This window comes from Campylobacter concisus (assembly GCF_902460875.1).
Taxonomy (GTDB): Bacteria; Campylobacterota; Campylobacteria; order Campylobacterales; family Campylobacteraceae; genus Campylobacter_A; species Campylobacter_A concisus_AA.
The window spans coordinates 131326-153738 of record NZ_CABPVR010000009.1 but is presented as its reverse complement, the minus strand read 5'-3'; the positions used below and the strand labels follow the sequence as shown (position 1 = coordinate 153738).

The window sequence follows — 22413 nt, the reverse complement described above, 5'->3', positions numbered from 1 at the left end:
TAAAATTTGATCTACCCTATTTTGAAAAAGTGAGCAAGAGCTATCTTTGGAGTTTGTGGTTCTTGCTTTTAAGCGCAGAGCACTAACCTTGCAAAAACTGCGATAAATGTACATAAAGCGCTCGCTCAAGCTGGCGTTTTTGGATGTAAATTTTAATCCAAAGCAATTTTTTTATAAAAAGCTAATAAGGCGATCTTGTGTGTTAAATTTAAGAGTAGCATAGAATAGAATAAATGCGTGATATCTGTTTTTGTGTGCCAAATAGTGATCTTGTGCGTTAAATTTTGAAGCAAAGAGTTAAATTTGATATCAGTGCAACTATAAAACCAAAATTTGCGTTAACTTTTTATGAAAACACGCCTGAAAACTATTTTTCAAGCTAAAGTGCGTGAGTTAAATTTTATCCTCAAAATTTGATAGTTTTTTTTCGTGGTTTGAAGGCTCATTTTTAATTTTAGACAGTGCTCGCTATTTATAAAAAGCCTTAGTTCGCCAAGGGTTGGAGCGCCCATAGCAACCTCACAGCCTTCAAATTTGGCGCTAAATTTGCCATCACTGCTATACGCATTTGCCTCGTAGTCCCAAGCTGAGCTCATAAATTTACCTATTAAATTTGCCTGCCATAGCTTTATAGATATTTAGCTCATCTTGTAAAAGCGTGTATTTTGCTTTTAATAGCCCTATTTTGGCTTCTAGCTCACTATTTTTTGCCTCTAAAAATTCTTTTAGTTCTACCTTACCGTAGGAATATTTTAGCTCGTAAATTTTTGAAATTTCCTCATAGTTTTTTATCTGCTCTTGATAGTTTATAAGCAGCGCTTCGTCGTTTAGGTAGCCTTTGTAAAATGCGTCTATCTCGTTTAATGCGCTATTTAGAGTGCTTATGTAGTTTAGCTTTGCAAGCTCGAAATTTGCCTCGCTAACCTTTAAATTTGACTTTAGCTTGTGATAGTTTAAAAATGGTAAATTCAGAGCTATGTTGCCATTTAGAAATTTAAGGTTAAAGGCTTCCTCTTTTTTGTCGGTGCTGCTTTTAAGGCTGGCTCCTAGCGTGATGCTTGGATAGAACTCCTTTTGGCTCACTTTGTAGTTTAAGATGCCCTCTTCTATGCGGTAAATGGCCGCTCTTATATCAGGGCGGTTTGCTATGGCGCTTGTTGGCACATCTAGATCAACGCCCACTTTTTTTATAGGACTTAGCGTGAGGCCCTCAAATTTAAGCTCAAAATCCGGCCTCTCATTTAGCAAAATCCTAAGCATTTTCTTGGCTACGACTAGCTCTTTTTTGGCATTTTCTATCTTGTTTTGAGCGCTTAAAAGCTGTGAGTTTATCTGTTTTAAGCTTAGCGCCTCCTCTTTGCCAAGCTCAAATTTAAGCCCAACTATCTCATTTAGTTCATTATAAATTTCTAAAATTTGCTCATAAGTTTTTATGCTCTCATTTAGATATAAAATTTGAAAATAAGCGTCTGTCACGGAGTTTATGACGCTTAGTTTACTAGCTTCCAGATCAAATTTAGTAGCATCTGCCTCAAACATCGCTGCGTCTTTGCTATTTGCTAGCTTTTGCCAAAGGTCAAGCTCGTAGCTAAGCCCAATACTTGAGCCAAAATTTCTGCTAGAAGCACCGCCCTCTTTTATGTTTTTACTGCTTGAGGTCTCGATGCCAGCGTTAAAGCTTGGGATTAAATTTGCCTCCAAAATTCCAGCTTGAGCGAGTGCTTTATTTACATTTATCGCTGCTTTTGCAAGGTCGGTGTTGTTTTTAAGCGCAAGTTCTACAAGCTCATCAAGATAGCTTTGCTCATACTGCTTCCACCAAAAAGTGTCTAAATTTAGCTCACTACTAGCATTATCTTCAAGTAAAATTTGCTTGTAGTTTTCATCTATATTTTTAACAGCGCAGCCGCTTAAAACGAGCACTAAAGCTAAGCTTAGAAATTTCATATTACTCCCTTGAAAGCGCATCTATTGGATTTAGTTTTGAGGCATTTTTAGCTGGCATATAGCCAAATATGATGCCAATCGCCATCGATGTGACAAGTGCAAGCACGATCGAGCCGTTTGAAAAGATCATGCTAAAGCCATCTAAAAAGTTATTGAAAATGTAGCCGATCGCATAGGATAGGATGATGCCGATGGCTCCGCCAATTAAGCAAAGTAGCACCGCCTCTATCAAAAACTGCTGCAAGATGTTGCTCTGCCTAGCTCCGATCGCCATTTTTATGCCTATCTCTTTAGTGCGCTCGGTGACTGAGACTAGCATGATGTTCATGACGCCTATGCCCCCAACTACGAGCGAGACGACGGCGATGCTTGAGATGAGCAGGCGCATGGTCGAGATGGTCTCTTCGATCGTTTGCTTGATGCTATCAGAATTTCTTGTAAAGAAGTCTTTTTTTCCGTGTTTTATCGTTAAAAGATCAGTCAGGCTCTTTTCTGCGATTTGAGCATTTACGCTTTCATTTACTTTTACGGTTATTGAGCTAATAAATTTATCGCCCGTTATCTTGTTTATAACAGTCGTGTATGGAGCATAAATTTTAAGTGAGCTAGCATCGCCGATTTTAAACTCATCTTTTTGCAAAACGCCTATAATGCGAAGTGGCTTTTTATTAAAAAGTATGATCTTACCGATAGGATCTTCGTTTTTAAATATACTGTTTTTGGTATTTTGATCTATTAGTGTAACAGAATCTGAGTTTAAAACCTCGTCCTCATCGTAAATTCTTCCCTTTTCTAGCTTTAATCCATTTACGTCAAAGCTCCCTACTCCACCGCCCTTTAGTGTCGCTGTTAAGGAGATATTTTCATATGTTAGTACGCCTGAAGTGCTTGTGTTTGGAGTGACTGAGTCCAGAAATGACTGTTTTGAGAGCATATTTGCGTCACTTATAGAGAGCGTTTTTACCCTACCTGAGAGCATATCGCCAAAGCCTTTTCCTGGCATTATGTCGATCGTATTTGTGCCGATTTTTCTGATGCCAGCTAAAATTTGCTCCTGTGAGCCTTTGCCAAGAGCTACGACGCTAATGACCGCCGTGATGCCAATTATAATGCCAAGCATGGTTAAGAGCGATCTTAATTTGTGAGCTAGCATCGCGCTTACCGACATCTTAAAGCTCTCTATGAGCTGGTCTTTATAGTAGGTAAATTTACTTTTTTCTGGCTGAGTTTGCTTTGTTGCCTCGTAAATTTCGCTACTTTTGACATTGTCGCTTACGATATTGCCATCTTTTATCTCGATCACACGACTAGCATACTCGGCGATCTTTGGATCGTGCGTGACGATGATGATGGTGTGACCTTTTTTGTAAAGATCCACTAAAATTTCCATCACTCTAAGACCACTTTTGCTATCAAGCGCTCCTGTTGGCTCATCTGCCAAGATGATCTCGCCCCCATTCATCAGCGCCCTTGCTATGGAGACCCTTTGCTGCTGTCCGCCTGAGAGTTTATTTGGTAAATTTTTAGCCTTTTCGCTAAGGCCAAGAGAGTCTAAAATCTCCATCCCTCTTTTTTCTCGGTCGCTCTTATTTGCCCCTGCGTAGATGCTTGGCAGCGCTACATTTTCAAGAGCATTCATTGTGCTAAGAAGGTTATATCTTTGAAAGATAAAGCCAAATTTATCTCGTCTAAGCTTAGCAAGTGCGTCGCTATCAAATTTTGATATATCTCTGCCATCTAGTAAGTACTGCCCGCCACTTGGGCTATCAAGGCAGCCAAGGATGTTCATAAGAGTTGATTTACCAGAGCCAGACTGACCTATGATAGCTATAAATTCGCCCTTTTTTATCTCTAAATTTATACCATGAAGAATTTCTATTTCATTCTCACCTAGCTTAAAGCTTTTTGTGATATTTTTTAGACTTATCACTTAAAACTTCTTATTTTCTTTTTCGATCATCTTGGCTATTTCGCTTGCTGAGCCTTGTGATGTGATGATCTCATCACCCTCATTTACGCCACTAATGATCTGCGTATCGAGGTTGTCTTTTATGCCGGTTTTGACCGCTGTTTTTATCGCTTTGCCATCTTTTAAAATATAGACAAACGTGCCGTTTTCATCTCTTTTAATGCCGATGCTTGGTACTATGATAGCATCCTTTACGTTTGCTATTAAAAGCTCATTTTGCGTGGTCATGCCTATTCTTAAAATTTTATCTTTATTTTCAACTATGCTTTGCGCGTAATAATAAACAGCTGAGTTGCTTGAAGTGCTTGAACTTGTAGATTTGCTACTACTGCTAGAGCCGTAGCTACCATCGCTTAATGTCGTTAAGCCAGGGTCGATTGAGCTAACCGTCGTTTGAAATTTTTTCGTTGGCTCAGAGAGGATCGAGTACTCAACTGGCGTGCCGACTTTTATCTTTGTGATGTCGCCCTCAGCTATTTGCATCTTCATCTTGACATAGCTAAGATCTGCGATCTTTACGATAGTTGGCGTAGTTTGATTGGCATTTACGGTCTGTCCCTCTTCGACCTGCACGCTTACTATTATGCCATCTCTTGGGGCGGTGATCTTTGTGTAGCCTAAATTTATCTTAGCAGTACTTAGCTCGATATTTGTCTGCTTGATCTGAGCCTCGAGCTCCTTTATCTTGGCGCTATTTGTGCTATAAGTATTTTTTGCACTTTCAAATTCTTGTTTTGAAGTGGCGTTTTTGGCAAAAAGCGCCACTTCTCTATCAAACTGCGTTTTTGCGATATTTAGAGCCACTTTTGCACTTTCAAGCTGAGCTTTGTAGATAGCTAGCTGAGCTTCTTTGTTATCAATGCTGTTTTGCTGGGTTGAGCTGTCGATACTTGCGATCATATCGCCCTTTTTTACCTGATCTCCAAGCTTAACATAGAGCTTTTTTATCTGACCGCTCACCTGAGCACCCACATCAACTAGCTCTGTGGCAAAAATTTCTCCAGTCGCATCGACTTTCTTGCTAAAAGAGCCCTTTTTTGCCTTTTTGGTGATAAACTCCACCTTTTCGTCTTTTACCTTAAAAAATTTATCGTAAGCAAAATATCCACCGACGCCTAAAATAAGTAGGATTATTAAAATTTTAGATTTTTTCATCGCTTCTCTTTGTAAAAAATTGGTCAATTTTACTTAATAAGATTAAAATTCTCTTTAAACTTCCTCTTTTGCCATGCCAGCCTCTATCAAAAACCTACTTGGTTGGTAGGTCACCTTCTTTATCTTGTCGTATTTCGCGTAGCTAAGATAGAGCTCGTCTTTTGCACGAGTTACGGCTACGTAAAAGAGCCGCCTCTCTTCTTCTAGGCTGCCACCCATGCTCATTAGCTTTAAATTTGGAAAGCGGTTTTGAGCGAGATCGACGATAAAAACTTGGTCAAACTCAAGCCCCTTGCTCGCATGCACGCTGAGCAAGCTAACGCCCTGCCCTTCGCTCATTTCGTTGCTTCCAAGGGCTAAGAAGTTGTAAAATTTACTGATATCTTGATATTTTTTAGCTAGCTCGCTTAGCACCACGCTCTTTGCCATTATGCGCTCTTTGACCTCTTCTTTAAGCGCAAGATCAACATTGCCGTTTTTTAGGGTTGCCCTTTTTGTGCTGATGTTTTCAACTATGAGCGAGTAAATTTTGCTAGTTTTTATCTCATTTATCATCGTGGCTGGCTTTGAGATATTTCTCATGCCTCTTAAAAAGTTGTAAATTTCATATAAAAACTGCGCCCCACTCTCGCTTAGCTTTTGTAGTTTTAGCACAGGATGACCTAGAAATTTATCACTAAAGCCAAGTTTAGAAAACCTTGAAACTTCGGCAAATTCGTCAAGATCGTCAAAAAGGCCAAGCTGGTAGTTTCGCCTTTTGTTTGATGAGATATTTACGCTTTCATCTGGCTCAACTATCCCTTTTATCAAATTTCCATGCCCAAGCTTAAGCAGTGCATCAAAAATCTCCTTGCTAACTGCGCTGCCAACGCCCTTTGCGTATTCGCAGATGTGGATAAATGCCATTATATCTTTTGGATTAACATAAATTCCCATGATATCGATGAGTGCCTTGATCTCACGGCTTTCAAAGAAGCTCACCCCGCCCTTTCGCTTTGAGCTGATACCTCGCTCTTTTAGCGCGACCTCGATGCCATCGGCTGATGAGTTATTTCTAAAGATTATGGCGATATTTTCTCTATTAAATGGCGAAAGTGAGATGATATCGGCGATATTTTGATACTGATCAAAAAGCTCGTTATATACTAGCAGTCTTGGAGGCTTGAAATTCCCCTCACGGCTAACTGTGAGGTGCTTTTCATAAAGCCTTGGATTGTTGTTTATCACCTTGTTTGCAAGGGCAAGTATGCTTGAGCTTGAGCGGTAATTTACATTTAAAGCGTAGATATTTGCGTTTGGAAAGCGATCTTTAAATGAGCCAATGATCTCGATATTTGCGCCGTTAAATGCGTAAATGCTTTGATCAAAATCACCCACGCAAAAGAGGCTCTTTGTCTTAAATGCGTCTATGAGGCTGCCTTGAAGCGTGTTTGTATCTTGATACTCGTCGATCAAAATTTCATCATAAGCTAAATTTGCCCCTTTTTTTAGCTCGTCACGCATTTTTATGAGAAGGTCGTTAAAGTCAGCGTAAGAAAATTTAGCCTTTTCAGCCTCAAACTCCTCTAGCACGTCTTCATAAATTTCAGCATAAACCCCCTGCTCTTCGCTCTTATCGCTTATCCATTTGCCAAAAGTAGTGCCCTGCTCGCTGTTTTGAAAGAGCGAATAAAGGTCGTATAGATATGCCCCGCCGTAAGGCTTGACGTCGCTTAAATGGTAAAATTTACGCCTCTCAACAAGACTTTTTAAAAGCGTCTTTAGCTCGCTTGGCTGCTTTAGCGTGACGCCTTTATCAAGGCTTTTTAAAAGCGAAAATGAGACCGAGTGAAAGGTGCCTGCGGTGATTTTGGAGGTGATTTGCTTGTCAAAATACCTATTTAAACGCTCTATCATTTCGCTTGCTGCTTTGTTTGTAAAAGTTAGAAGTAAAATTTTCTCTGGTTTTACGCCTAAATTTAGCAAATGAGCGATGCGTGCGACAATGGTGCTAGTCTTGCCAGTGCCAGCTGAAGCGATGATGAGATTGTGTCCAAATGGCGCGGTTGCGGCAGTGTATTGTTCTTTGTTTAACCTAGATAAGGGCATTGTTTCCTCTTTTTTAAAAAGGCCTAATTATAGCTACTTAAACTTTAACAGCTATAATCACGCGGATGAAAAAGTTTAAATTTCTAAAATTCCTTGCCCTATTTTTGGCTTTAGTGGTCGCTATTTTTTTGATACTTGATCAAATTTATCCACTAAATTTAGACGCGCTTAAAAAAGACGAAGCCAAAATTTTACTTGATAAAAATGGCGAGATCATAAATATGAAGCTTAGTAGCGATGGAATTTGGAGATTTCACGAGCAAAGCTTCCCAAACTCGCTAAAACAATGCGTTGTGCTTTTTGAGGATAGGTATTTTTACTATCATTTTGGCGTAAATTTTGCCTCCATTTTTAGAGCATTTTTTCACAACCTAAGAAACGACAACCGCATAGGCGCTAGCACTATCACGATGCAAGTAGCTAGGATGCTTGAGCCAAATGAGAGGAGTTATAAAAATAAGATAAGAGAAATTTTTAGAGCATTTCAGCTCGAGTTTCACTTTAGCAAGGATGAAATTTTAAATTTTTATCTAAATTTAGCCCCATATGGCGGCAATATCGAGGGTGCAAAGGCGGCAAGTTTCTTTTACTTTGGCAAGGAGCTAAACGAGCTTAGCTACGCCCAGGTTGCACTTTTAAGCACGATACCCAAAAATCCAAATAAAAATAGACTTGACCGCGTTTCAAACATAAATGCTCTAAAAAATAGGGTCATAAAGATGCTTTACAAGGCAAATTTAATCGATCTTAGCGCCTTTAAAAGAGCGCAGGCAGAGCCATTTAAAAATGTAAGAGCAAAAGCTATCGTAACTGCAGAAGATTATGCAAATGTCGCTTTTAAAAACCAAATTTCAAAGGCGAGTTTGGATATAAATTTGCAAAAAGATATGCTTAAAATTTTAAAAGATACGATGTTTTCGCTAAAGGCTAAAAATGCAAACAACGCAGCAGCCGTGGTCATTGATAATAAAAAAATGAGTGTTGTTGCCTTTATCGGCTCGCATGATGAGCAGGCGCGTGACGGCAGGAACTCAGCCCTAAATATGAAGCGAAACACCGGCAGCACATTAAAGCCTTTTATCTACTCACTTGCGCTTGATAGTGGGCTTATAACGCCAAATTCGCAGTTGATAGATACGCAAATTTATATAAAAGAGTATGCTCCAAAGAATTTTAGTAATGATTTTTTAGGTATCGTAAGCGCAAAAGATGCTCTAAATTTCAGCCTAAATATTCCGGTTATAAATTTAAACTTAAAACTAAAAGACAATTCGCTTTACGAACTACTTGAAAAGGTAAATTTGGTAGATGAAAATAAGGAGTATTATGGAGCTTCTATAACGCTTGGAAGTGCTGAAATGAGCCTGCTTGATCTTGCTCATCTTTATACTATTTATGCAAATGACGGCATTTATAGACCACTTGAGTTTGCTGGCAAAAACTACAAAAATGAAGAGAAAAATGTAACTCTCATTTCACCTCAAAGTGCCTATTTAACCGCTAAAATGCTAAGCGAAGCCTCAAGGTCGTATCTAAAAAATGCTTGGCAGTACGCCCAAAACACGCCAAAGATCGCTTTTAAAACCGGCACAAGCGCAAACTCACGTGATCTTTACGCCATAGGCGTTGATGAAAATTACACAATTGCTATTTGGATTGGAAATTTTAATGCCAGCAAAACTGATAAATTAACAGGACTAAATGACGTATCAAAGAGCCTTTTTGATATGTTTAAGATAATTGCTCAAAAAGAGAAGTTAAGATTTATGAGTGAGCCAGATGGCATAGAAAAGCTGCCAACCTGCCTTGATGCCTTTAACTATGAAAAGTGTAAAAAAATGGCACTTGACGATAGGATAAAGGGTGTAGATTTAAAGGATAAATGTGAAAGTTTAAGAGGCGAAGAGCTTGATTTTTTGGTTAAAAATGAGCTTTTGGATAAAGATGAGATACAAAAAAGTCCTTGCGCTGAAATTTTTAAAGATAAAAAGCCAGTTTTTGCCTATCCGTATGACAATGAAGAGATAGTGACAGATGAAAATATTACACAAGTTATGGTAAAATGCTACGCGTTTTTAGGCGATGAAATTTACCTAAAAATAGATGATTTGAACTTTTCTAAGATAGAAAATGCAAGCGAAAAAAAGTTTGATCTAACTCTTGGCGAGCACAGCATAAAATGCCTTGATCAAAACTCAAATCAAAGTGAAATAACAATAAAAATAAGGAGATAAAATGTGGCAAAAAGTAGCGCTTCTAGCACTTTTGGGAATGACAAATTTATATGCTTTGAGCCTAAATGGTACAGCACAGATAAAATCGCCCCTAAGCGTAGAGTTTGGACTAGAAGATAAAGTCGATAAAAATTTTGTTGGTATGCTAAGCGATAAAAAGCTACTTTTGTGCCAACCAGCGTTAAATGGTACGGTTAGATTTAATAGTCAAAGCTTGCTACTTTTTACAAAAGATATGCATGCTGGTTTGGATTACAGCTGCAAGCTTGAAAATGGAAGCACTGCTAGTTTTGCCACGAAAGAATTTGAGCTAACAAAGATAGAAAAAATAAGCGATAGTAAATATATACTTAAATTTAATGATGAAGTAAATATTGAAGCTATCAAAAATATTGCCGTAAAAGATGCAAAATTTAAAGTGATTGAGCTTTCTAACAATAGCTTTGAGCTTAATCTTGATAAAAATTTAAGCAATCCAGTTTTTGATTTTGGTGAAAAATTTGAGAGCAAATTTGGTGCAACGCTTTCAGGTGAAACGATAGTAAATTTTGCCGATGAAATAAGCGAAGAAAGCGTAAATATAAATGATAATGCAAAGAGTCTTGAGATACCAGAAATTTATCCAGTGAGCCTTGATAATGGCATCTTGGGCTTTAGAATTTATCTAAAAAATTGGCTTGATGACGATATTAACTTAAAAAAATTTATAAACATTAAAGGTGTAAAAAACTTTAGTATTAGTGACGTTAAATATAGTGACAGCTATGAAGAAAACTCAGAGCTTAGCGAGTATTATTACTACATTGATATTACAAGTGACGATTTTAAGCCACAAAATAGTTATGAAATCACCATTAAACCAGGCTTTGGCGATGATAGAAATGTGGTAAGAGAAGAAAGTAGCTATGAAGTAGTAGCTGGCAATTTTACTCCATTTGCAAATTTTATAAATAATGAGCCATATATCTCAAGTGTTGGCGAAATCGGTATCAGAAGTGCAAATTTGCCTGAGTTAAATGTAAGCATTGAAAAGCTAAGCGATCAAAATTTTAGATATTTTTTAAATTTTAATGACAATAACGAAGAGTTAAGTAACTTCAGCACAAAAGTGGCAAGCAAAAGCTATAAACTTGATGGCGCATTAAATAAAATTTCTCTAAATAAAATCAAACTTGACTTTGCTGGAGCTGGAGACGGCGTTTATAAGATAAATTTAAACTACGGCAAGGATAAGAGCGTCTCAAAAGTAGTCTATCTAAGTGATATCGCCGTAAATGCAAAGCTTGGCAAGGATGAAATTTTTGTATTTGCAAATCGTCTTGGCGAAAATACAATGCTTCCAAACGCAAATGTGAAAATTTATGGCAAAAAGAACGAAGAAATCGCAGTTGGTGCGACAAATGATATAGGCGTTTTTAAATTTAACAAAAAAGATATTTACAAAGATATCTCCTCAGTGGTTGTCTCTCTTGGAAAAGAGCAAAATTTTCTTATTTTAAAAGAAGACGAAGCGCTAAATGAAGCGAAATTTATGAGCCAAAATGCCAGTGAGAGTATCGATGCGTATGTTCATTTTGCTTCAAATATCATAAGACCAAATGAGAGTTTAAAGGGTGCAATCTATCTAAGAGATAGAGATTTTAATTCTTTAAAAAATATGCCTATAAAGATAAAATTTTTCGATCCACAAGGCAAAAGTAGCGCTGAAATTCCAAAAAATACAAATGACGTTGGCATGGTAAATTTTGAAAAAGAGATACTAAGCGATCTAAGCGGTAGATTTAATATGCAAGTAATTTACGCAAGCAAAGTGATCTCAAATGTGCCATTTTTTGTTGAGAGTTTTATGCCAAATAGGATAAAAAATGAGATAACGCTTGAGAGAGATAAATTTTTTGCAAATGAGCTTGTTAGAGCCAATCTAGCTAGTAACTATCTCTTTGGTGGCGCTGCTAGCGAGCTTGATGGCAGCATGCAGGTGAGCTTTTTTGATGATGAATATAAAAATAGCGAGTTTAAAGAGTATAAATTTAAAAACAATACGCTAAAACCAAGTGCTTATCCATCTTTTGAGAATGATCTCACCCTTTCAAAAGATGGTAAATCAAGCCAAATGATAGATCTTAGCTTTAGCACTAAAAATGCCTCTTCTATCATAACAGGCGTGATAAATTTCAATGTAAATGATGACGGCAAAAACGTAAGCGATACAAAAAGCTTTACTCTCTATCCTTACAAAGATATGGTTGGTATCGCAGCAAGCACGACATTTGCTGAGCCAAACGAAGATGTAAAAATAAGAACGGTTGTGGTAGATATGTCAAGTCAAAAGGCCGTAAAATCAAATTTAAAATTTGAAATAAAGCGTGTTACTTGGCAATACCAAAGAGATGTAAATGGCTATATAAAGTGGTTTCAAACGCTAGAAGATGTGGATAATTTTTATAAAGATAATGGCGAGTTTAGCTACAAATTTACACAAAGCGGCTCATATGTGATCATCGCTACAAATCTAGTAAGTGGAGCAAGCACAAGCCTTGATATGGACGTAAGTGGCTACAACTACTCGACTCTAGCACCTACAAAAGAGCTTAGCAAATCTCAAATCAAACTAAATAAAAATATCTACAAAAAAGGCGATGAACTAAGTGCTGATATAAGCTCAGCTATAAAAGAAGGTATCGCCCTTGTTACACTTGAAGATGGTGGCGTGAAAGCTTACAAGGTTGTTAAAATAAAGAATAACTCAGCAAATGTGAAATTTAAACTTGATTTTGATTTTAGTGGACTTTACGTGAGTGCAAATATCTACCGCATGACAGATGGTGGATTAACTCCGTTTAGGACTTACGGCAAGGTTTATGCTAAGGCCGATAAGTCATCAAGGATACTTGATCTAAGCCTTGATGCACCAAATACAGCAAAAAGCGATGAAAATATAAAAATTTCACTAAAAACAAAGCCAAAAGCTTATGTAAATTTATTTATCACAGATGTTGGCGTACTTGATATAACGTCACAAAAGCCAGCCGATCCACTTAAATTTTTTGACAAAATTTTACCAGATGGTGTCTTTGACTATGACATTTATAATATGCTCACAAACTATAAAGTCGAGGGCAAGACATTAAGCTTTGGTGGCGATATGGCAGCACTTGCTATGGAGGCAAAGATGGCAAAACATGCTAGCCCAGTCGATAGCAAGAAGATAAAAACATATGCAAATTTAGTAAGCCTTCAAGCTGACGATAATGGTGAAATTTCATACGAGTTTAAAACGCCAAATGGCTTTAACTCTGCCATTAGAGTAGATGTCGTGGCAAATAATGAAACTGGCATGAACGCTGTAAATAAAGAAATTTTAGTAAAAGATGATGTGATTATTAAGCCAAGTGCGTTAGTTTATCTGTTAAAAGGCGATGAGCTAAATGCAAACTTAAGGCTCATAAACACAACAAATGAGGATAAAAATTTAACCATAAAAGTGGCTAGCAGTAAAAATTTAAACATCAAAACAAAAGAAAATGTGAATTTAAAGCCGCTTGAAAATAAAGCCTTTACATTTAAAATTTCAGCTCTTGAAGCTGGAGCTGGCGAATACAATATAACAATAAGCGACAAAAATAGCTCAAAAACTGCTCAAAATTTACTTGATGTAGTTAATCCTTATACGATAAGCACCTATGCAAAAAGTAGCGTCTTTGACAAAGAGAGCATGATCTCGCTTCCAAAAGGCTTTCACAATGTTAGTATAGATGCGTCAAGCTCGGTCTCAAGTGTACTTTTGGCAGCTTCTAGAAATTTAGTCGAGTACCCTTACGGATGTGCTGAGCAAAGAAGTTCAAGGCTACTTGCACTTTTAAATTTAAAGCCAAAAGATGAGCTTGAAAAAAATGATCAAAAGAGGTTTATTACAAGCGGAATGAGCGAGCTAATTAAGATGCAAAAACCAGATGGTAGCTTTGGCTACTGGAGCGATCTAAGTAGTACTAATGCATTTGCTTCGATCTATGCAACTGATGTGCTGCTTGATCTTGAAGAGGCTGGATATGAGCTAAATAAAAATGTAAAGCAAAGAGCATTAAATTCGCTCTTAAAATATACAAATACAGATATTGAAGCCCTATATGCTATTTATGTAAGCTCCCGCGCAAATGTTGCTGATAAATCAGTGCTAAATAAAATTTATGACCACAAGGCTTACAATACGACTGCACTTAATAAATATCTAATGGCAGCAGCTCTAAAGCTAAACGGCTTAAATGACGAAGCAAAGGTGGCGCTAAAAGATATCAAAAAAGCTCAGGTAGCTGATTACAGCAGGGATTATTCTAGCTTTGGCTCAAAGATGAGAGATAGTGCATTTATCTTGTATCTGCACGCAAAATATTTTGAGAAAAACGACTACTCAGATGATCTTGCAAATTTCTTGATCACAAATTTAAATGAGCTTAGCTCAACGCAAGAGCGCGCTTTTACACTTAGAGCGCTAAATGCCTACTTTGGCAAAGATGTTGGTGAGAAAAATAATAAATTTAAGCTTAGCTACAATGGCGAAAGCAAAGAATTTGATGGCCTTTTAAGCGTATCATTTACAGCAAAAGATGGAAATTTCACCATTACACCACTTGGCGAAAACAAGCTATATGCCACTATTTTAAGCTACGCTTATGTGCCACTTGAGATTAAACATAAAATAGAGCCAAAAGAGCTTGATGTTTATAGAACGTTTGTCGATGAAAAAGGCAAAGAGCTAGGTCTTGACAGCCTAAGAGTAAATGATGTTGTCTATTCAAAAATAGTGATAAATTCTAAAGCTATGGTTAAAAATGGCGTAATAAACGAGATAGTAAGTAGCTGCTTTGAGCCGATAAATGAAAATTTAAGTGGTTTTAATAAGAGCCTTAAAGATAGCATTGAGCTTGAATATCAAAGTATAAAAGATGATCGCGTTTTAAGTTTTTATGCATTAGATAGCGATAAGAGAGAGGCTGTGCTTTATACGCCTTATCGTGTAAGACTTGGCGGTAAATGCTCACTTGGCGCAGTCACTACTGAAAATATGTATAACGAAAGGCAAAACGACTACGACCTAGCTCAGCGAAGCTTTACTGTTAAATAAGCCATATAAATTTTGGGGCGTTTAACCGCCCCAAGCCCATATTTCCCCACTTTTGCAAAGATTTTTTTAAACAAATTTTAGATAACATTAAGCATTTTTTAAACGAAAGAGGACACAAAAGTGGCAGAATTTTACAATGCAAAAGAGATAGAAGATAAATTTTATAAAATTTGGAAAGAACGCGGATACTTCGAGATAGACGCGAACAAAGATATCCAAAAAGATGGACGTAAATTTTGCATTATGATGCCACCTCCAAACGTGACTGGCTCGCTTCACATCGGGCACGCGTTAACCTTCACGTTGCAAGACATAATGACGCGCTACAAAAGAATGGACGGCTACAAGACACTTTGGCAGCCAGGACTTGATCACGCTGGCATCGCCACTCAAAACGTCGTTGAAAAGCAGCTTTTAGCCCAAGGCATCAAAAAAGAAGAGCTTGGACGTGAGAAATTTGTAGAAAAAGTGTGGGAGTGGAAGGAAAAAAGCGGCGGCATGATCGTCCATCAGATGCGAAAACTTGGCATCACTCCAGCTTGGTCACGCCAGAGATTTACCATGGATGAGGGCTTAAGAAAAGCTGTGAAAAAAGCCTTTGTAAATTTATACGACAAAGGGCTGATCGTTCAGAAAAACTACATGATAAACTGGTGTACGCATGATGGGGCGCTTTCTGACATCGAGGTCGAGCACAAGGAGAATAAAGGCAAGCTTTATCATTTGAGATATTATTTTGCAGACAAGCCAAGTGAATTTGTTGTTGTTGCAACAACTCGTCCAGAAACCTACTTTGGCGACACCGCCGTAATGGTAAATCCAAACGACGAGCGCTATAAAAATTTAATCGGCAAAAAGGTGGTACTACCTATCATAAATAGAGAGATCGAGATCATCGCAGATGAGCACGTTGATATGGAGTTTGGAACAGGCCTTGTTAAAGTCACGCCTGCGCACGATCAAAACGACTACGAGGTAGGCAAAAAACACAACCTTGAGTTTATCACTGTATTTGATGAAAAAGGCATTTTAAACGACAAGTGCGATAAATTTGCAGGTCTTGAAAGACTTGAGGCTAGAGATATCGTAGTAGCCGAGCTTGAAAAACTTGGCAATGTCGAAAAGATAGAAGACTACGAAAACCAAGTGGGATATTGCTACCGCTGCAAAAACGTCGTAGAGCCATACATCTCAAAGCAGTGGTTTGTCAAAAAAGAGATCGCAGATGAAGCGATACAAAAGGTCTCAGAGGGTCTTGCTAAATTTTATCCACCGCACTGGATAAACAGCTTTAACGCATGGATGAGAGAACTAAGAGATTGGTGTATCTCACGCCAGCTTTGGTGGGGACATCAAATTCCAGTATTTTACTGCGATGATTGCGGTCATATGTGGGCTGACGAGGGAGAGCCGTGCGAGTGCAAAAAGTGTAAAAGTAAAAACATCCACCAAGACCCAGACGTGCTAGATACGTGGTTTAGCTCTGGTCTTTGGCCATTTAGCACGCTTGGTTGGGGTAATGAAAATGAGCTAAAAAATGAAAAATGGTTTGAAGGCGATTTGGCTGAGTTTTATCCAAACAACCTTCTTATAACTGGCTTTGATATATTATTTTTCTGGGTTGCTAGGATGATGTTTCAGGGTGAAAATGCCCTTGGCAAGCTGCCATTTGACGACATCTACCTACACGCGCTTGTAAAAGATGAGTTTGGCAGAAAGATGAGTAAAAGCCTTGGCAACGTCATCGACCCGCTTGATAGTATAAATGAGTATAGCGCCGATATCTTGCGCTTTACGCTAACGCTTCTAGCAGTTCAAGGACGCGACATCAAGCTAAGTGACGCCAAGATGAAGCAGGTAAGAAATTTCACTAACAAGCTTTATAACGCGAGTAAATACCTCATGCTAAATGAGAGTAAATTTGAAAATTTGGAGGATATCAAACTTAAAACAAAGCTTGGAATTTATATGAATAGCCGCTTTAACGAGTGTGTAAGAGAGGTACGCGAAAATATCGACGCCTACCGCTTCAATGACGCAGCAAACACACTTTATAAATTCCTTTGGGATGAGTTTTGCGACTGGGGCATCGAGCTTAGCAAGGCTGATAAAGCGAGCGTAAAAGAGCTTGGAAGTATATTTAAAGAGGCGATGAAGCTGCTAAATCCTTTCATGCCGTTTCTTTCAGAGTATCTATTCCAAGAACTTAGTGGCACACAGCTTGAAAACGCAAAATCAATAATGGTAATGAGCTATCCAGAGGTAAAAGAGCGAAATTTAGATGTTGAGAAGAAATTCGAGCTAGTTATCGAAGCGATCGTTGCGATTCGCCGTGCAAAAGCGACCATAGATCTTGGCAACTCAAAGATCGCAAAATCCTTTGTTAAATTTAATGAAAAAATAGATCTTGATGAGGTCAAAGAGTATATCAAACTGCTTGCAAAATGCGAGGAGATCGGCTTTGTAGATGAGAAAATAGAAAATTCAATAAGAGACGTGAGCGAAAATTTAGAGGCATTTGTCCCACTTGAAGGGCTTGATATGAGCGGCATCATCACAAGACTAAAGTCTCAAAAGACAAAGCTTGAAAAAGAGATAGCTAAGCTCTCAGGTATGTTAAATAATCAAAATTTCGTGTCAAATGCACCAAAAGAAGTTATAGAGACGAACAAAGAGGCTTTAGATAGTGCTGAGGCTAAATTTAAAAAAGTATGTGAAGAATTAGAAACTCTTGGAGAAAAATAGTGATAAAAATAGAGAAATTAAGCAAATTTTATGGTGATACGCAAATCCTTTTTGATATAAATTTAGGGGTTAAAAAGGGTGAAATTTTTGCTATCGTGGGACACAGCGGCGCTGGTAAATCAACGCTTTTAAGGTGCATAAACGGGCTTGAGAGCTATCAAGGTGGCAGCCTAAAAGTCTTTGATAAAGAGATAAAAAATTTAGATGAGATGCAGCAGAGACATTTAAGGCGAGATGTTGGGATGATATTTCAGCATTTTGCCTTGATGGCTAGAAAAAACGTCTTTGAAAACGTCGCTACTCCGCTTAAATTTTGGGGTTATAAAAGCGATGAAACTGAAAAAAGAGTGAGAGAGCTTTTAAATTTAGTCGGTCTTGAAAGCAAGGCAAAAAGCTATCCAAGCGAGCTAAGTGGCGGGCAAAAACAGCGTGTCGCTATCGCTAGAGCACTTGCTTTAAATCCTAAAATTTTACTAAGCGACGAGGCGACTTCAGCCCTTGACCCAAACACGACAAATCAAATTTTAGAGCTGCTTGAAAAGATAAACAAAGAGCTAGATATCAGCGTCGTCATCGTCACGCACGAGATGGAGGTTGTAAAATCGATCGCAAAACGAGCGATCTTGCTAGAAGGTGGCAAGATAATAGGCTCTGGAAGCATTGAGGAGCTATTTTTAAAGCCAGATGAGAAGATGAAAGAGTTTTTGGGCGAGGTTGAAATTTTGCCAAGCACTGGCACAAATATCAGGCTATTTTTTCCAAAAGAAGTGGCTCAAAATAGCGTGATCACACATATGGCTAGAAGCCTAAATATCGACTTTAACATAGTCTGGGGCAAGCTTGAGAAGCTAAACGACAACGTCCTTGGCTCGCTTGTCATAAACATAGATGAAAAAGATAAAGAAAACGTGCTTAACTACATCAAGCAAAGTGGCGTTTTGTGGGAGGTTGCTTGATGTTTGGTATTGACTTTTCTAAATTTCCAGATGTTTTTTCTAGGATACTGTTGCCAGCTATCGGCGAGACACTATATATGAGCATAGTCTCTACTCTGCTCGCCTTTGCCATAGGCCTCATACCTGCGGTTTTGCTCATACTTTCAGATAAAGATGGACTAAAACCAAACAAACAGCTTTATTTTGTGCTAGATATCGTTATAAACGTGCTTAGAAGCTTTCCGTTTATCATTTTAATCATCGTGCTCTTTCCTGTCACAAAAATGATCGTAGGCACAAGCATCGGCACTACGGCTGCGATCGTTCCGCTAACTATTGGCGCGGCTCCGTTTGTGGCAAGGCTAATCGAAAATGCCCTAAAAGAGGTTGATAAAGGCATCATCGAAGCTGCTCAAAGCTTTGGAAGCTCGAAATTTCAGATCATCTTTAGAGTGATGTTTGTAGAGGCACTTCCTGGTATTATCTCGGCATTTACGCTAACACTTATCGTAAATATCGGCTTTTCAGCGATGGCTGGAGCAGTTGGTGGTGGCGGACTAGGATCTGTCGCTATAAACTACGGATATCAAAGATTTCGCCCAGATATCATGCTCTACACCGTGGTTATTCTTATCATTATGGTTCAAATTTTTCAAGTTCTAGGTAACTACTTATATAAAATTTCTAAAAAATAGGCCTTTGTTTTTATCTGATTTTAAGCTTTTTTCCTTAAAATTGCCCGAATTAATTTTAGCTGAAAGGATAAAAGATGAAATCAGATATGTGCCACATGTGCCGCCTATTAAAAAACGCGTTGTCGAAAGACTAATCTCTAAGCACAAAATTTCTTTTTAAGTGCTTAGAACTAGCTTAAGCGCTTAAAAAGAAATTTAACACTCTAGCTTAAATTTATCCTTTTTTGGTGCTTGGCAAATTTTAAAAGGATAATAAATGAAAAAACTACTTCTCTCTTCTTTAGTTGCTCTTGGTCTTAGTGTAAGTGCAAATGCAGCTGATAAATCAAAAACAATAATCGTTGGTGCTACACCTATTCCACATGCTGAAATTTTAGAGGTTGTAAAGCCTATTTTGGCAAAAGATGGCTACACACTTGAGATCAAAGAATTTAACGACTACACTACGCCAAACCTTGCAACAGAAGATGGTGATTTAGATGCAAATTTCTTTCAGCACCTTCCATATCTTGAAGAATTTAACAAAAACAAAGGCACTCATCTTATAAAAACAGTTGGCGTTCATCTTGAGCCAATGGGAGTTTATTCTAAAAAGATAAAAGACATCAAGGATCTAAAAGATGGTTCGACCGTATCTATCCCAAATGATCCGACAAATGAAAGCCGTGCTTTAGATATCCTTGCAAATGCTGGACTTATTAAGCTAAACGATAATCCACTAAAAACTCCGCTTGATATAGTTGATAACCCTAAAAAGCTTAAATTTGAAGAGATCGAGACTGCTCAAGTACCAAGAACGCTTGATGACGTTACTATCGCAGTTATTAACACAAACTATGCTCTAAATGCCAATCTTAATCCGGTAAAAGACGCACTTGTGCTTGAAAGCAAAAATAGCCCGTATGTAAACTACGTTGTAGTAAAGTCTGGTAACGAAAATAGCCCTAAAATAAAAGCTCTTGATAAAGCTATAAACTCATCAGAAGTTAAGAAATTTATCGAGATCAAATACAACGGCGCTATCCTTCCAGCATTTTAATTAAAAATTTAAATAAGCGACGTGAAAGCTTTTACCTTTTTAGCGTCGCTTAAACTCAATAAAAAAGGAAAAACAATGAAATTTATCAAACTTTTAACCGCATCTTTAGTTGCTCTAAGCCTTCACGCAGCCGACAAGGACCACACTATCGTAGTCGGCGTCTCGCCAGTACCACACGCTGAAATTTTAGAATTTGTAAAGCCAAAGCTAAAAGATAAAGGCTACGACCTTGTTATCTCTGAAATTTCAGACTACTCTATCCCAAATGTCGCCACAGAAGATGGCAGCTTGGATGCAAATTTCTTTCAGCATTTACCATATCTTGAGGAGCAAAACAAGGCTAGAGGCTTGCATCTTGTAAGTGTTGCAAATGTCCATGTCGAGCCACTTGGCTTTTACTCTAAAAAGATAAAAAACATAAAAGAGTTAAAAGATGGTGCAAAAGTTGCGATTGCTTACGATCCATCAAATGGTAATAGAGCACTTAGAATTTTAGAAAAAGCTGGTCTTATCGAGATCGATAAAAACGTAAAAGTTGCAACTATAAATGACATAACTAAAAATTCTAAAAATTTACAGTTTGTAGAGCTTGAGGGTGCTCAGATACCAAGAACGCTTGATGATGTCGATATCGCTGCTATTAGCACAAATTTCGTCCTTGATCTTGGTATGAGCGTGGCAAAAGACGCACTTTTGCTTGAAGACGCCAACAGTCCTTATGCTAACATCATCGTCACAAAGGCTGGCAACGAAAATAACCCTAAAATCAAAGCTTTGATTGATGCGGTGCTTAGCCCCGATACTAAAAATTTCATCATCACTCGCTATAAAGGCGAAGTCATACCTGCATTTTAAAAATGGGGCGAGCTTTCGCCCTATTTTGTTTCTAATTTCGTTTTGTTTTATAAGCTACAAACTCTCTTTATTTTTGTCAAAAAGCTTAAGCTATGCTTTGCTAAAATGGCTCACTTTAAAATTTTTCAGGAATTTAAATGCTGCATGATGTTATTGATTTTATAGTTGCGAGCGTAAGTAGCTGGGGTTATGCTGGCATATTTGTGATGATGTTTTTAGAAAGCTCGTTTTTTCCATTTCCAAGCGAGGTCGCGATGATACCGGCTGGCTATTTGGCGCATAAAGGTGAAATGAGTTTAATTTTGGCCTTTCTTACAGGTACGCTTGGAAGCCTGCTTGGAGCTATTTTTAACTATTATCTTTGCTACTTTTTTGGACGTGAGATCGTTTTAAAATACGGCAAATTTGTGGGAATCACTCACGAAAAAATGGATAAATTTGAGGCATTTTTCAATAAACACGGTGAAATTTCTACATTTAACTCACGTCTGATTCCTGGCATTCGCCAATACATCAGCCTACCAGCCGGACTTGCTAAGATGAACATTTTTAGATTTTGCCTATTTACCACGCTAGGAGCTGGGATTTGGTGTGCTGTTTTGCTTGGAGTTGGCTATTTTATAGGCTCAAATCCTAGCAAACAGACACTTTTAATAATCACAATCGCTCTTTTGGCTGTTGTTGCAGTAATAAGTGCTATCTATATAATAAAGCAGAGAAAAGCCTAAATACATATAAGAGTATGTAAAATTTAGTGTATTTTATAAAATTTTTATTTGTGGTATTTAGTTAGATTTAACCTAGCAAATCGCCCTCATCTTTTCTAGATGAGTTAAATTTCTTGAAATTTTATCTAGTTCAAATTTACTGAATACTTCATTGCCAGAATAGAAAAATCTAACTTTTGGAGCTTTATTTAAAGTAGAAATTTTTAATCCAAGCTCACTTATAAGGCGGTTTATTGTCCCTTCGTTGCCATCAATTATGCTTATATTTGACGGCAAAATTTCTCTTAGGCTATCTTTAAAATAGTTAAAGTGCGTGCAGCCAAGCACCAAAAAGCCAAATTTGCTTAAATCAAATTTGTCTAACTCTTCTTTTAGATATGATTTCACATTCTCGGTGTCAAATTCCCCGTTTTCAGCAAAATTTACAAGGCGCGGTAGAGCAAGTAGCTCAGTTTTATCTTTTGCGTGTAAATTTGCGATCAGCTCTTTTAGTTTTGCACCATTTACGGTGACCGGAGTGGCTATGACAAGCGTTTTTAAGGCATCATTATGGCTTAAGTCATGAGCTTTTTTTACGGCTGGCTCCATGCCGATGATCGGCACGCTTAAATTTGCTCTAAGCTCTTTTATCGCTACGCTTGTTGCCGTGTTGCAAGCTACTACAACGGCGTTTGCGCCATTTTCTATGAGAAATTTCACCGCATCAAAGCTAAATTTTAATATCTCATCCCTACTTTTTTGTCCATACGGGACATTTTTAATGTCTGCGTAATATAAAAATTCATGCTCACTAAGCTTACTTAAAGCTTCATTTAAGACGCTCAGTCCACCAAGTCCTGAGTCAAATATACCTATCTTCATGCCCTTCCTTAAAGCTTGCAATTATAGCAAATAATATCTT

Annotated in this window: 14 protein-coding genes; 8 read left to right on the top strand and 6 right to left on the bottom strand. The window is 37.8% G+C overall.

What is annotated here, in order from left to right; all coding sequences use genetic code 11:
- Positions 1–374: 374 nt before the first annotated feature.
- From F3H01_RS07110 to F3H01_RS07090, 5 genes are read right to left on the bottom strand one after another with little or no spacing between them, the layout of a single operon-like run.
- The gene (locus F3H01_RS07110) at positions 375–596 is read right to left on the bottom strand and encodes a hypothetical protein (protein ID WP_223155387.1); all 222 of its coding nucleotides are present in this window, start codon (positions 594–596) and stop codon (positions 375–377) included.
- A gap of 4 nt (positions 597–600) precedes the next feature.
- Positions 601–1947, bottom strand: coding sequence for a TolC family protein (locus F3H01_RS07105; RefSeq protein ID WP_149725293.1), 1347 nt, complete (start codon positions 1945–1947; stop codon positions 601–603).
- A gap of 1 nt (position 1948) precedes the next feature.
- Positions 1949–3877: a MacB family efflux pump subunit gene (locus tag F3H01_RS07100; protein ID WP_149725292.1), complete on the bottom strand. Its 1929-nt coding sequence runs from the start codon at positions 3875–3877 to the stop codon at positions 1949–1951.
- On the bottom strand, positions 3878–5071 hold the full coding sequence (locus tag F3H01_RS07095) for an efflux RND transporter periplasmic adaptor subunit (protein WP_149725291.1): 1194 nt from the start codon (positions 5069–5071) through the stop codon (positions 3878–3880). It lies immediately after the preceding gene.
- Positions 5072–5125: 54 nt separating this feature from the next.
- Positions 5126–7159: an ATP-dependent helicase gene (locus F3H01_RS07090; protein WP_149725290.1), complete on the bottom strand. Its 2034-nt coding sequence runs from the start codon at positions 7157–7159 to the stop codon at positions 5126–5128.
- A 65-nt stretch (positions 7160–7224) separates the two neighbouring features.
- Between F3H01_RS07090 and pbpC the strand changes: the two genes are divergently transcribed.
- The 8 genes from pbpC to F3H01_RS07050 all read left to right on the top strand — a co-directional run bounded on the left by pbpC (position 7225) and on the right by F3H01_RS07050 (position 21512).
- Positions 7225–9393, top strand: coding sequence for a penicillin-binding protein 1C (gene pbpC, locus F3H01_RS07085; RefSeq protein WP_149725289.1), 2169 nt, complete (start codon positions 7225–7227; stop codon positions 9391–9393).
- A gap of 1 nt (position 9394) precedes the next feature.
- The gene (locus F3H01_RS07080; protein WP_149725288.1) at positions 9395–14515 is read left to right on the top strand and encodes an alpha-2-macroglobulin family protein; all 5121 of its coding nucleotides are present in this window, start codon (positions 9395–9397) and stop codon (positions 14513–14515) included.
- Between the two features lie 120 nt (positions 14516–14635).
- A complete protein-coding gene (locus F3H01_RS07075) occupies positions 14636–17260 on the top strand; it encodes a valine--tRNA ligase (protein ID WP_149725287.1) in 2625 nt (874 codons plus the stop codon).
- Complete coding sequence (locus tag F3H01_RS07070; protein WP_149725286.1) at positions 17260–18216, top strand: methionine ABC transporter ATP-binding protein; 957 nt, start codon at positions 17260–17262, stop codon at positions 18214–18216. The genes F3H01_RS07075 and F3H01_RS07070 overlap by 1 nt, the downstream gene beginning before the upstream one ends.
- Positions 18216–18890 carry a methionine ABC transporter permease gene (locus F3H01_RS07065; RefSeq protein ID WP_021086223.1) on the top strand — a complete coding sequence of 225 codons (675 nt, stop codon included), beginning with the start codon at positions 18216–18218 and terminating at the stop codon, positions 18888–18890. The genes F3H01_RS07070 and F3H01_RS07065 overlap by 1 nt, the downstream gene beginning before the upstream one ends.
- 256 nt (positions 18891–19146) lie before the next feature.
- Positions 19147–19929 carry a MetQ/NlpA family ABC transporter substrate-binding protein gene (locus tag F3H01_RS07060; RefSeq protein ID WP_149725285.1) on the top strand — a complete coding sequence of 261 codons (783 nt, stop codon included), beginning with the start codon at positions 19147–19149 and terminating at the stop codon, positions 19927–19929.
- 75 nt (positions 19930–20004) lie between these two features.
- Positions 20005–20784, top strand: coding sequence for a MetQ/NlpA family ABC transporter substrate-binding protein (locus F3H01_RS07055; RefSeq protein ID WP_021091343.1), 780 nt, complete (start codon positions 20005–20007; stop codon positions 20782–20784).
- 137 nt (positions 20785–20921) lie between these two features.
- Positions 20922–21512, top strand: a complete 591-nt coding sequence (locus F3H01_RS07050) for a DedA family protein (protein WP_149725284.1) — start codon at positions 20922–20924, stop codon at positions 21510–21512.
- 72 nt (positions 21513–21584) lie between these two features.
- Here F3H01_RS07050 and murI read toward each other — a convergent pair whose 3' ends face one another.
- Entirely contained in the window at positions 21585–22373 is a 789-nt protein-coding gene (murI, locus tag F3H01_RS07045; RefSeq protein WP_149725283.1) for a glutamate racemase, read from the bottom strand.
- Between the last annotated feature and the right edge of the window lie 40 nt (positions 22374–22413).

Bases quoted from the DNA above. Each gene is read 5' to 3' on its own strand.
- F3H01_RS07110 (WP_223155387.1), bottom strand. From the start codon at position 596: ATGAGCTCAGCTTGGGACTACGAGGCAAATGCGTATAGCAGTGATGGC.
- F3H01_RS07105 (WP_149725293.1), bottom strand. From the start codon at position 1,947: ATGAAATTTCTAAGCTTAGCTTTAGTGCTCGTTTTAAGCGGCTGCGCT.
- F3H01_RS07095 (WP_149725291.1), bottom strand. From the start codon at position 5,071: ATGAAAAAATCTAAAATTTTAATAATCCTACTTATTTTAGGCGTCGGT.
- F3H01_RS07090 (WP_149725290.1), bottom strand. From the start codon at position 7,159: ATGCCCTTATCTAGGTTAAACAAAGAACAATACACTGCCGCAACCGCG.
- pbpC (WP_149725289.1), top strand. From the start codon at position 7,225: ATGAAAAAGTTTAAATTTCTAAAATTCCTTGCCCTATTTTTGGCTTTA.
- F3H01_RS07080 (WP_149725288.1), top strand. From the start codon at position 9,395: ATGTGGCAAAAAGTAGCGCTTCTAGCACTTTTGGGAATGACAAATTTA.
- F3H01_RS07065 (WP_021086223.1), top strand. From the start codon at position 18,216: ATGTTTGGTATTGACTTTTCTAAATTTCCAGATGTTTTTTCTAGGATA.
- F3H01_RS07060 (WP_149725285.1), top strand. From the start codon at position 19,147: ATGAAAAAACTACTTCTCTCTTCTTTAGTTGCTCTTGGTCTTAGTGTA.
- F3H01_RS07055 (WP_021091343.1), top strand. From the start codon at position 20,005: ATGAAATTTATCAAACTTTTAACCGCATCTTTAGTTGCTCTAAGCCTT.
- F3H01_RS07050 (WP_149725284.1), top strand. From the start codon at position 20,922: ATGCTGCATGATGTTATTGATTTTATAGTTGCGAGCGTAAGTAGCTGG.
- murI (WP_149725283.1), bottom strand. From the start codon at position 22,373: ATGAAGATAGGTATATTTGACTCAGGACTTGGTGGACTGAGCGTCTTA.